This window comes from Paenibacillus sp. FSL R7-0204, assembly GCF_038002225.1.
Taxonomy (GTDB): domain Bacteria; phylum Bacillota; class Bacilli; order Paenibacillales; family Paenibacillaceae; genus Paenibacillus_AQ.
In genome coordinates this window covers 5,810,078-5,822,109 of record NZ_JBBOCA010000001.1, presented here as the reverse complement: position 1 = coordinate 5,822,109, position 12,032 = coordinate 5,810,078, and the positions used below count along the sequence as shown (strand labels likewise).

At 51.8% G+C, this 12,032-nt stretch carries 8 protein-coding genes and 1 other annotated feature (1 of these 9 cut by a window edge); of the genes, 3 read left to right on the top strand and 5 right to left on the bottom strand.

Annotated elements, in window-relative coordinates:
* Nucleotides 1-204 precede the first annotated feature (204 nt).
* From pulA to MKX42_RS25415, 3 genes are all read left to right on the top strand, one after another.
* Entirely contained in the window at nucleotides 205-2,604 is a 2,400-nt protein-coding gene (pulA, locus tag MKX42_RS25425) for a type I pullulanase (protein ID WP_340755578.1), read from the top strand.
* Nucleotides 2,605-2,852: 248 nt separating this feature from the next.
* Complete coding sequence (locus tag MKX42_RS25420; RefSeq protein ID WP_340755576.1) at nucleotides 2,853-3,350, top strand: matrixin family metalloprotease; 498 nt, start codon at nucleotides 2,853-2,855, stop codon at nucleotides 3,348-3,350.
* Nucleotides 3,328-3,576, top strand: coding sequence for a hypothetical protein (locus tag MKX42_RS25415; protein WP_340755574.1), 249 nt, complete (start codon nucleotides 3,328-3,330; stop codon nucleotides 3,574-3,576). Before MKX42_RS25420 ends, MKX42_RS25415 begins: the two co-directional genes overlap by 23 nt.
* A 260-nt stretch (nucleotides 3,577-3,836) precedes the next feature.
* Here the strand turns inward: MKX42_RS25415 and MKX42_RS25410 are convergent, their stop codons facing one another.
* The 5 genes from MKX42_RS25410 to MKX42_RS25390 form a co-directional block, all read right to left on the bottom strand.
* Nucleotides 3,837-5,441 (bottom strand): sensor domain-containing diguanylate cyclase, encoded by a 1,605-nt coding sequence (locus MKX42_RS25410; RefSeq protein ID WP_340755572.1) that lies wholly within the window; start codon nucleotides 5,439-5,441, stop codon nucleotides 3,837-3,839.
* A gap of 530 nt (nucleotides 5,442-5,971) precedes the next feature.
* Complete coding sequence (locus tag MKX42_RS25405) at nucleotides 5,972-7,144, bottom strand: ABC transporter permease (protein WP_340755570.1); 1,173 nt, start codon at nucleotides 7,142-7,144, stop codon at nucleotides 5,972-5,974.
* Nucleotides 7,141-7,842, bottom strand: coding sequence for an ABC transporter ATP-binding protein (locus MKX42_RS25400; protein WP_340755568.1), 702 nt, complete (start codon nucleotides 7,840-7,842; stop codon nucleotides 7,141-7,143). Before MKX42_RS25400 ends, MKX42_RS25405 begins: the two co-directional genes overlap by 4 nt.
* Complete coding sequence (locus tag MKX42_RS25395; protein ID WP_340755566.1) at nucleotides 7,839-9,266, bottom strand: efflux RND transporter periplasmic adaptor subunit; 1,428 nt, start codon at nucleotides 9,264-9,266, stop codon at nucleotides 7,839-7,841. Before MKX42_RS25395 ends, MKX42_RS25400 begins: the two co-directional genes overlap by 4 nt.
* Nucleotides 9,263-11,809 (bottom strand): hypothetical protein, encoded by a 2,547-nt coding sequence (locus MKX42_RS25390; protein WP_340755564.1) that lies wholly within the window; start codon nucleotides 11,807-11,809, stop codon nucleotides 9,263-9,265. The genes MKX42_RS25395 and MKX42_RS25390 overlap by 4 nt, the downstream gene beginning before the upstream one ends.
* Nucleotides 11,810-12,029: 220 nt before the next feature.
* Nucleotides 12,030-12,032 (top strand) — a binding site (T-box leader) (it continues 286 nt past the right edge of the window).

The window sequence follows — 12,032 nt, the reverse complement described above, 5'->3', positions numbered from 1 at the left end:
ACATAATTCAACCCTTAACCCAGACCTGTGAACATAGTGTTACATATTATATAATGAACCCTATGTAGCAATTCCGGCGTCATCCGCTTGCAGAGCTGTGCAAGTACACAGTATTAGTTAAGGAGAATGTGGACATAGCTTGATAGTAATAGAATGATAGTTCTCCGGGAGTATTACGGATGAGCGTAGGGATGGTGAATAGCAATGAGCAGCAATTATATACAAGCAGAACAAGAAATCGATACCTATCAAGGCAATGACCTCGGCTTGACCTACACAGCGGAATACTGTGTATTCAAAGTCTGGGCCCCAACAGCCTTCACAGTGTCGCTCGTATTATATGCAACAGGCGGAAACGGGCTGACCCCGCAGACCGCAGATTACAAGGACAGCGGCAAAATTCTTAGTATGGAGCGCACTGAGGGCGGAGTATGGACGATCCAGGTTCCCGGTAACCTCAAGGGAAAATATTACATGTACCGCGCCGTATTTGCGGACGGGTCGATAAATGAAGCGGCCGATCCTTACGCTACGGCTGTATCGGCCAATGGAACACGCACAGCCATTGTGGATTTGTCCGAGACAGACCCGGACGGCTGGGAGAGCGATGCCTCTCCGGTGCTACCACATCCGGCAGATGCTGTAATCTATGAGCTGCATGTGCGCGATTTCTCGTCAGACCCTGGCTCCGGTCTGACGTATAAGGGGAAATTCAAGGCCTTCACCGAGACCGGTCTGCGGGATGAGGCGGGTCATCTGCTGGGCATTGATCATCTGGCTGAGCTGGGCATCACGCATGTTCATCTGCTGCCGGTGTTCGACTACCAGACGGTGGATGAGCTGGGCAAGGCAGGGGAAGAACATGCATCCTCCATCTTCACAGATTATAACTGGGGCTACGATCCCCAGCACTATAATGTGCCGGAAGGCTCCTATAGCACAGACCCGGCTAACCCGCTTAGCCGTATCCGGGAATTCAAGGAGATGGTCCAGGCGCTGCACAGCCGCGGCATCTCGGTGATTATGGATGTGGTCTACAATCATACCTATGGCTTCCAGAAGGGACCCTTCCAGCCGCTGGTGCCAGACTATTACTACCGTCATGATCAGAGCGGGCGGCTCTCTAACGGCTCGGGCGTCGGCAATGAGCTGGCTACAGAACGGCCGATGGTCCGAAAGTATATCAAGGATTCCCTGTCCTACTGGGCTAAGGAGTACCATATTGACGGGTTCCGCTTCGATCTGATGGGGCTGATGGACAGCGTGACCATGCGAGAGATTACCGAGGAGCTGCGGCTGGAGATTAATCCGGGGCTGCTGATCTATGGTGAACCGTGGACTGGCGGCGACTCGCCGCTTGCCTCCAAGACGCTGAAGGGCGTGCAGCGCGGCAAAGGCTACGCCGTCTTCAACGACAACTTCCGCGCAGCCATCAAGGGAGACAGCGACGGCTGGGGCAAAGGCTTCGTGACCGGGGATTACGGCAAGGAAGGCGCGATCGCGTCCGGAGTGAGCGGGGCGATTCATGAATTCACCGATGCGCCTACAGAGACTGTGAACTATGTAACCGCACATGATAATCTCAACCTGTGGGACAAAATTCTGACTACCCGGGGACTTCGCGGGGAAGCCGGACTGCCGGAACTTGAGGGCGGCAAGCTGCGGGGCGGCGGGGATCTCAAGGCCGCACTAGAGCAGGCGAATCCGTATGTGGGAGTAGATTCCGAGAATGTGCTGGATAATGAGACAGTACGCCGTTCGTTGCTGGCTAATGGAATCATTCTGACCTCGCAGGGAATTCCGTTCCTTCATGCCGGGGATGAGCTGCTGCGCAGCAAATACGGAGATCATAACAGCTACCGCAGCCCGGACTGTATCAATGCGATCCGCTGGGAGAACAAAAGCAAATTCATTGCAGTATTTCAATATTACAAAGGTCTGATTGAGCTGCGCCGGACACATCCGGCCTTCCGCTTGCACGGACGCCAGGAGATTGAACGCAGTCTGGAGTTCCTGCGCTGTGACAGCGGAATCGTTGCCTACAGACTGAAGGATCACGCCGGCGGAGATACATGGAATAATATCGTGGTGATCTATAATGCCAATATGGAGCCGGTCACCCAGTGCCTCCCGGAGACCTCCGGCTGCTGGAACATCGTAGTCGATCATACCCATGCCGGACCGGAGGCCTTCCGGCAGACGGAGAACGGCAGTGTTGAGGTATTCGGACTGTCGATGATGGTACTCTATGATAAATACGGGGAGCCTGAGCCGAGATCGAAGATTGTGGAAGTTCATTATGACCGCCCGGACGGCGATTACCGGGGCTGGAATCTCTGGGTGTGGGGTACAGGCATTCAGGATGGGCAACGGGACTTCCAGCACATGGAGGAAGGTCATGCCGTAGCACGGATTGAAGTGCTGCCGGGGACCTCCACGATAGGCTACATCCTCCGGCTGAACGACTGGGAGGAGAAGGACGGCACCGCTGACCGCTTCATCGACTGCTCGGGCAGCGGGGAACAGGTTATCATGGTGACGGTTCGGGAGCGTAGTCCAGAACATAGTACAGAGCTGGCTGATCCTTTGCAGCAGACCAGCTAGAATATAAGAAGAGCTGATTAGTTCGATCTCCTGGGGGAGGGAAGCTAATCAGCTCTTTTTCCTACACTATGCACTCATAATCTTAATGACTAGCTTTGAAACTAGTAATTAACAGCGATATTATTGTAATGTATTTAAAAAAAGTTAAATAATGGAGGTGGCATATCCATAATAAAGATATTGTTCTGATAATCTCTTTTTTAGCCGAATTTTTAATTAAAAAAATAATAAGTACTAGAGAGGATAAAATGAAAAGAATTAAGTTCTTTAAAGTATTCACGATTGCTGTATTTTCACTAGTTGTTACCAGTACAAGTGCATCTGCCGCTGTTACTACTGACGGAAGGTGGTATAACAATACAAATTTCAAGCTTTCATCAATTTTAGGGTCTGTTTCTAATTATTTTGCTACAGATGCCTTTGTTGAAGGTGTGCAATGGGACGGAGTCACTTATTCCACTATTTTAGACCCGAGTGGAACGATTATTAAAGCGGAAGTATATTTAAATACTTGGGCATTTACACAACGTTCTTATTCTGCGGCACAAAAGGCGGCTGTAGCTGCCCATGAATTAGGTCATTCACTTGGTTTAAATGAGGCTTCAGTGGTAGAAAGCTCGTCAATAATGTGGCCATATTCATTTAATAGTTCAGGCCAATTTGTTAAGGTGCTAAATCCGTCCTCTACTGATATTAGTGTTGTCAACAGTCATTATCCTGCCTTTGCTCTGGTCAGTTTACTATGAGGATGATAAAGAACTTGCTGAAGCTGCTGATTTAGTGGTTCAAGGGGTTGTAAAAGAAGATTTGGGAAGTAATATCGGCAAGGAAGGAACGTACTATACTTATTACACTGATGTTAGCTTAGAAGTCACCAAAGTAATCAAAGGCGATCCGAATGAAAATCGAAAAATTATTACAATCTCTCAAATGGGAGGGTCTGATGGAAGCGTTATTCTTAAAAAAACTTAATGATGGTAATTATATCCTCATTAATGAGGATGAGAGTGTATTTGTTAATCATGGAGGAGAATTTCTTAATATTACTAATGAAGAATCCTTGAATATACAATAAATACAATATCAAACAGCCCGTATTTGGATCGATCATATGCGGGCTGTTTGATATGGTACCGTCCTTTAAAAAAGACAGTACCATTTCCACTTGGGCTGTATTTAAATAGCCTTTACTATAGGGTAATAAACAATGCCGGAGTCAGCTTCCGCTGGCGCTAGTTCCGCTGATCACTGTACTTCTTATCCACATGCTCGCTGTACAGGTTAGCCTCATTGCCGCCATGGTTCTTGGATCGGTACATCGCAAGGTCGGCGGCACGGAGCAGCTCATTGATGCTGCTGCCGTGCTGCGGGTACAGAGCCACGCCAATGCTGGCAGAGGTGTGGAAGCTGGAGCCCTGGTTGATGGACCAGGATTTGTTGAACAGCTGGAGCAGACGGTCCAGCAGCTCGTCCAGCATTTGCGGGCTGGTGAACCGGTGCAGCACCACGGCGAATTCATCCCCGCCGATCCGGAAGGCCTGACCGGAGCCCTTCACGGTCTGCTGCAGCTCCCGGGAGAGCAGCTGCAGGAATTCATCCCCGGCCAGATGGCCGAGCGTATCATTCAGCTGCTTGAACCGGTCGCAGTCCAGCAGCGCCACGGCGATCTCCTGCCGGCGGTCCTCGGGCTGGTTGATCAGGTTCTCCATGTACATTTTGAAATGGGCACGGTTGGGAATCGCCGTCAGATGATCATAGAAGGCCAGCTTGTGCAGCCGCTCCTCATATTGCTTGCGCTGGGTAATCTCACGCGAGACCAGCATGAACTGTGCCGGGAAATTACGGCTGCCCGCAATCGGGGTAACCTTGGTCTCCAGCCATACCCAATGCCCTTCGGCCGAACGCATGCGCAGCTCGGATATTCTCGGAGAAGACTGCACCACGCTCTTGAGCTTGGCCCAAGAGATCTCGGCTTCACGGATATAGTTGGAGAGCGGCGCTCCTTTGCTTGGCACATAGCCAAGTGCAGTTGCATGGGAAGGCGAGGCATACAGGATCAGACCGTTCGGATCTGTCAGCACAATGAAGTCAGACATCGTCTCACCGATCAGCTGATAGAGTGATTTCTCGTCCTGCATTTCGTTCTGCAGGGAGATGAGTCTGCGGCTGAGATAGATGATGACCAGAACAAGCAGGAACAGGAATACGGAGTAGACGGCAAACAGAGAGCTTTTGAGATTATTGAACTCCGTCATGACTTGGCTGGCATAGGTATCAATCTTATCCTCTGCCTGATTCAGGCTTTCCCGTACCTCATTCAGCTGCGTATGTATAGTGAGGGCAGAATAGGAGGCAGGGTTCCAATCGCTCTGGACCCGCTGCGAGATCAGCTCCCGGCCGTTATCCCTCCACGCGGTGAGCGTGGTTCCGAAGTGACCCAGCTCATTCCTCAGCTCGTCCAGCAGCCGCTCGCTCTGCTTCATTCCATTGAACGGGCTCTTCACCGCATCCAGATTGTAGCGGGCGGTATTGACCCGTTGCAGCGCCTGGGCATTATTGTCCTCGAATTCCTGCGACAGCGTACTGCGCTGCGCGCTGGTCAGCATCCCGCCGACTGTGGTCTGAAGCGCAAGGGCTGCCTGATACAGATCGCGGTCGGCATTCAGAATGAGCTCGGAATTCTGGTAGACGTCACTGTATAAGGAATCGGATAATTTGTTCATCGTATGATTCAGAATCAGCAGGGAGGCCACACTGATCCCAACCAGAAGAACGGTGATGGACGTGAATAATATAATCAGTCTGCGTGTACTTGTGTTTTCCGAAAAAACTGCCACTGTCATCCTCTCCCCGCACAGAACTTTTGCAAATCTCATGGGTGTAGCTTTGGTGCATGCGAAACTTATCCTTATGCGGAATATGGCTTCATGCAGGCATGTAAGAGAGTATACGTTAGCGAGTCCTAGAGAGCAGGGGAAGAAAGAGGCAATAGAAAGAATAACTTCCGGTTAGATCGCGGTTTCTTTTCACCAGTATATAGGACATCCCTTAAGCAGAGCAATTACTGAAAAAATAATAAGCCCCGTCAGCCTCCGCTGCGGATGCACAGGCCGTGAAGCAGACCTTGGAGCCGGAGTGGAAACAGTGGAGACATATCCGTTACAGCCGATACAAAGAACTAGTATGTATACTTAACTACTATGTAAAGATATTCTGACCTTTGAGTCCTATTACCCACTTTTACTGCAAACGATACCCCTGTGGTATCAATTGTGCATTAAAAATATAACAGAAAAATCCGCCAGCCCAGGGATCTGAGACTGGCGGATGGAACAGCACATTACAAACTGCAGCGTCTAGGAGGACGCTACTCGTTGCGCAGCGCATGAATAGGGCGCATTCTTGCAGCCTTGCTTGCAGGAATCATTCCGAAGAGGACACCGATGATCAAGGAGAAGGAAAAGGAGATCAGGACCATATTCCAGGAGGGCGCCACATTCAAGGCGGTATAATGACCGACAGCCCAGCTGGCGCCAAGTCCCAGTGCGACTCCGATCAGGCCCCCGGTGCCGCTTAAGACCACGGACTCGATCATGAACTGCATCATAATGTTCTTTTTTTTGGCCCCGATGGCCTTGCGGATGCCTATCTCTCTGGTTCGCTCATTGACTGAGACAATCATAATGTTCATAATCCCTATTCCGCCTACAAATAACGAAATACCGGCGATACCGCCAAGGGCCATGGACAGAGTGGAGCTGGTCTCATTTACCGTTTCCAGCATCTCCCGGGAATCAAAGACAGAGTAGGCATTCTCTGCTGCACTGAACTTGGCAGTAAGACTGGCCTCCAGCTTGGCTTTGACCTCATCCACATTGTCATTGGAAGTGGTGGTGAGCGTAATGGAGCGGACTCCCTTGCTCTGCAGGAACCGTTCGGCTGTAGAGATGGGGATCAGCAGCTTCTCGTCGCTCGAACCGACGCTGGTGGAGCCTTTACTCTCCAGCAGCCCGACGATCTTGAAGCTGCTTCCGTTGATCTGTACCTTTTGGCCTACAGGATTATCTGTACCGAATAGATCCTCTGCTGTATCTGATCCGATTAACGCAACCTTCTGCCGGTATTCTGTATCCATCTCAAGCAGGAATCTTCCGGACTGCACATGGAAATCCTGGACCTCTTCGTAGGCAGGTGTAATGCCTTCTACGGATACGGAAACATTCTCGGTTCCGTGCTTGGCGGTAACGTTCCCGGAGATTACCGGGGATACATTATCCACCCCTTCAATCTCACCCAGGGCCAAGGCCTCCTCGTAGGTTAGCGAAGTGGTGGCTCCGCGGCCCATAATGTTGACGGTCAGCTGGTTGGTTCCCAGGGAGCTTAGGGATTCTGTGATCTGCGAGGTGGTGCCCTGACCGACAGCGACAAGGGCAATGACGGAGGAGACCCCGATAATGATACCCAGCATGGTAAGAAAGGCTCTTATTTTGCTGCTCAGGATACTTTTGAAGGCCATTTTCATACTCTGGTAGAGCATCATGAGTGCACCACCTTCCGATCCTCTACAAGATCCCCGTCTTGAATCCGGATCACCCGTTTGGCCTGCTCGGCAATCTCCAGGTCATGCGTGATCAGAATAATGGTATGCCCCTGTTCGTTAAGCTCCTTAATCATCTGCAGAACTTCCTTGCCTGTCTTGGAGTCCAGCGCTCCGGTTGGCTCATCGGCAAGAAGAATAGGAGGGGTTCCGGCAAGAGCGCGGGCAATGGCCACACGCTGCTGCTGGCCTCCGGACAGCTCGGAGGGACGGTGATTCATTCTGCTCTCCAGGCCTACCCGAACCAGGGCACTGCGGGCAATTTCTCTGCGCTCCCTATGGGACATTCCCCGATAGATCAAGGGCAGCTCTACATTCTCTACCGCAGATAATTTCGGCAGCAGATTGAAGTTCTGAAATATGAAGCCAATCTTTTCATTGCGGATCTGGGCCAGCCTGTTGTCAGATAGCCTGCGGATCTCCTGGCCGTCGAGGAAATAATCGCCTTCATTAGCGACATCGAGGCAGCCCAGCATGTTCATCAGGGTGGACTTGCCTGACCCTGACGGGCCGATGATCGCCACGAATTCACCGTGATGAATGTTGAAGCTCAGGCTCCTCAGAACTGTCATCGATTCTCCGGCCATCGTGTAGCTGTGCTGCATCTTCTCAACCCGGATCAGCGGTTCTGGTGAGATCATCGTCCGTCACCGCCACCGCTGAAGCCACCGCCGCTACCCCCGCCGCCGAAGCCGCCGCCTCCGCCGGGAAAGCCCCCGCTCCCGCCGGTCATTCCGCCGCCGCCGAAGCCGCCCATACCGCCCATACCGCCTTGCAGCGGGGAGGTGGTATTGCCTGAGGAAATCACGGTGGGGAGGATCACTTCATCCCCTTCACTTAAGCCGCTGACGATTTCGATGCTGCTCTCATTGTGGATACCGGTCTCTACGGCCATTCGTTTCATGCCTGAGGCGAAACCTGCTGCCCCTTTGCTTCCGGCTGCTCTGCCGGGAAACTCCGCGCCAGCAGGGAGCTCTCCAGACGGAAGCTCACCGCCCTGGAATTCTCTGCCGCTGCGGGCGCCTGTGCCTCTGGTCCCTGCTTCACTACCGGAGTGTTCACTGCCCGCTGCAGCGCCGGCAGGGGAATTAGATCCCGCTGCATTTCTGTCCGCCCTGCCGGATTCTTCATCCCCGGTCCCCGGCACATTGACGAAGGATTTCCCGTTTATCTTCGTTACAGCTTCGATGGGAACGGTCAGAATATCCTTTTTCTCTTCGATCGTAATTGCCACCTCAGCAGACATGCCGATAAGCACACCCTCCGAGTCATTTAATCCAACAGTGACGTTGAACAAGGAGACACCATTAGAGGAGGTCCCTTCTTTGGCGATATCTATAACTTTACCGGTAAAAGACTTGTCCTCAAGGGCATCCAGTGTAATAGCCGAGGCTTGATTCAGCTTGATTTTGGGAATATCCAGCTCGTCTACCTGCACGGTTACGCTTAGGTTCACGTAGTCGGTCATGGTGAACAGCTCTGTACCATTCTGGGCCTGTTCGCCGGCCGTAATATTCACGGCAGTGATCGTTCCATCGATCGGAGCGGTCAGCGGATCAGGCGGAGCCATATCTTCATGGATGGCAGCGATGGATTCCTGCTGGTCTACGATATCGCTATTGGCCTTATCAATGGTTTTTTTTGCCGACTCCAGCTCTTCTTCTGTCGCGTTATTCATAGCCAGCGTCTTGTAGCTCTCCTGTTTATTCGCAAGCTCTGTCTTGAGATTCTCCAGTGACTTCGTGGCTTCCTTCAGCTTATCGTCCAGATCGCCCGCGACAAATGTGATCAGCACCGCGCCCTTTTTAACGACATCGCCTTTCTTAACCATGACCGTATCGACCTTCCCGGCTTCTTTGGTACGGATGCTCTCGCTGTTGATCGCCGATACTGCACCTGAACCAGAGACACCCACCAGGATATCCCCCTTACTGGCAACTGCCGTATTCAGCGGAGCGGCATTGATCTGCCGGTTCTGATCCGGCCAGAGCTTATAGCCCGCAATCCCTGCAATAGCAACGAGGACTATCGCTGAAGCGATAATGATGATCTTTTTCTTATTCATTGTGCAGCTCCTTCGGGGGAAGAGGTGGTTGCTTTGGCGGTAACCTCAAGGGAATAGGCCTGGCTGGCGAGCTCTGTCCGTACTCCCTGGAATTCATCGTAGAATTTAAGGGCGTAGGTGCCGGAGCTCAGATTTTTGAACAGGGCGCTGGTAAGGGTCGTAGAATAAGAGTTGTTTGTTCCCAGGGTCAAGTCGGTGCCGAGCATCAGTGCTTTCTCATGAGACTGTCCATAAGGATCTATAACCTGAAGGATGAGCTTATGCTGGTAAGCGCCTGTCTGATAGGTAGTATCCTGATTGAGATTGTAATTGAACGTCACTGCAATGCTGCTTGCGCCCTTGGTGAGTTCCCCTGTTGAGCTGGTAACAGCCAATGTATAAGGGAAGAGGGAGACAGAAGCCAGATTGGTCAAAGGCGTAACCTCTGCCGGTGTCAGTGTCAGCGCTGCCGTATTCACGTATCCCGTCGCAGCCGTTCCTGCGGCAGTCAGCTTGCCATCCGCAATTGCCTGGCTGATATACAGCTGAAGACCTGCGGTGTCCAGAGCAGCCGGAACTTTCGCCCAGAAGGTAACCAGAGTTTTGCCCTCAGGGCTGGTTGGCAGCTCAGACTGGCTTACGGTTGCTTCAAAATACTGCCCGTCAGCAGTCCTGAACTGCCCGTACAGACGGGCCAGATCTGCCTGCCGGACTTCGTCGCTGTTCATTTCCACTTCGCTGTACACCAGGTTCGAGCCGGTTCCTGTATACAGGAGGGTGGAACGTTCCTTCACGGTGGCTTTTTTGCCGGTGGCCAAGATCTTGAAGGCTTCCCCTGCAGCCAGCGGAGCAACACTCTTAACGGCACTGTCGCTTGTGCTGAGAGAGAGGAACTGCGACACTTCTGTACCCTTGGTCTCCTGGAGGATGAGCTTGACTTGTCTGAAATCCAGGGTGTATGGAATATGGCCTTGAACCGTTATCTGAGTGCTGGCACCAGGGGCAAGGACCGAAGAGCTGTTGTCCGTATAAGTCTGAGAAGAGGAGCTGAGATCCTTCTGATCCACCAGCAGTATTCCGGTAAAAGCAGGCAAAGTAATGGTCCTGGACGTTGCATTGCGTATCGTTAGTACAGCCTGCACCAGATCCTCGCTGCCCCAAGGCAGACGCAGCAGGGAGTCCAGAGAGACAGCGAAGGTGCCATAGGTATTGGTTACGCTGGTCTCGGCAGCGAGATGAATTTGGCTCTCCGGCGCATAAGGGATGCGGAAATAGGCCACAGGCAGCGTTACCTTATCCGCGCTGGCTGCAGGAGCAATCATTTGCAGCTCCAGCGAATTCTGAGCCAGCTCCAGCGGAACACTGGCGCTCAGCTCAATCAGCTTTTCTTCCAGCGGCTTCAGGGTCAGGCCGTTGAAGGCTGCGGCTGTCACCGGGAAGCTATAGCCTTCCGCCGACTTGATGTTAAGCTCATAAGCAGGCAAAGTAACCGCTGTACTGCCGGTATTCTTCACCCGGAGCTGATAGCTCCACACACCGTTCCCGTTATCCGCATGCACACTTGCCTTCAGCAGCTGCATGTCCACCCTATTGCTGTCGATGGAGACCTTTTTGGTATAACCCGCCGCTACAGTGAAATCTGCGGTTACCGCAGCCGGAAGGGCATAGGAAGAGACAGGCAAGTACAGCTTGAGTCCTTCATCCAGCTTGGCGATCTGCAGCGTCATCCGGGTGACGTTCATGTAGGAGGGAATCTCGGTCATATAATAGAGCGTCTTCTTCTCCTGAGGCTGAAGCTTGAATTCGGAGCTGCCTTCATCCAGCGTAAGTGTGAAGACAGAGCCGCCCGAGGAATTCAGGTACAAAGTATAGCCCGGATCTGTAAGCACTTTGGTACCCAGATTGGTTAGGCTAAGCCCGACCTTGGCATAGACTTTGCCGTTATATTTGTAGATTTGCACGGATTCGGCTTTGGTGCCGGCTGTAATGCCGCCGAGTTCAACTTTCCGGGTCTCGCCTGTAAGCGAGGACAGAGAATAATAGGAAGGAATCGTGAACGTGCCTATACGCTGTTCATAATTAGCGGCACTGAAATTCCAGCCGTAGATGTTGATTTTGAGTCCTTTGACGGAAGCGGCAGTACCAATATTCGCATAGTATGTAAGGCTGGTGCTCTGCTTGGCGGGGATTTTCTTGACAGCATTGTCTGCACTGACCGGTTTTCCCTTGATGATGCTGCCGCCCGCAGTTACAATTTTGGAGAAATAGTCTGCCAGATTGACGCTGCTGCCGGCAGTGTTGGTATAGGTGAGCGTGTAGGTGAGAATATTACCGCCGGTTTGGCTCTGAATCCCTACATGGCTCAGTTTCACCTGAAGTGCGGTGCTGAGCTTGAGCGCACTTAGACCGTTAAGTGTGGAGACTTCCGTGACCGTGATTGCTGCTGTGGCAGCCGTTGAACCGGATGAAGCAGCATAGGCCGTGGTTCCCGGGCTTCCTGTGGTTTGACTTGCGGCAAATGTGCTGAGCAGCAGCAGAACAAATGCTTTTTTTCGTGTAAGCATGTAATTTCCTCCTTGAATGATCTCATAAGGCAAAATATCAACATTGACTGAATGCCCGCTGAAAAAAAAGCCTTCAAACCGTGCTAAAGCTTAAAGGAAGCTTAAAAGTAGATAAAAAATAAGCGGAATTTGCGCGGCTTGTCAAACTGGCTGTTTTTGCATATAATAGATGGGCATATCTTCCCAAGCGGAGGATCGAAGTGTAGAGTTTATAATCCGCATA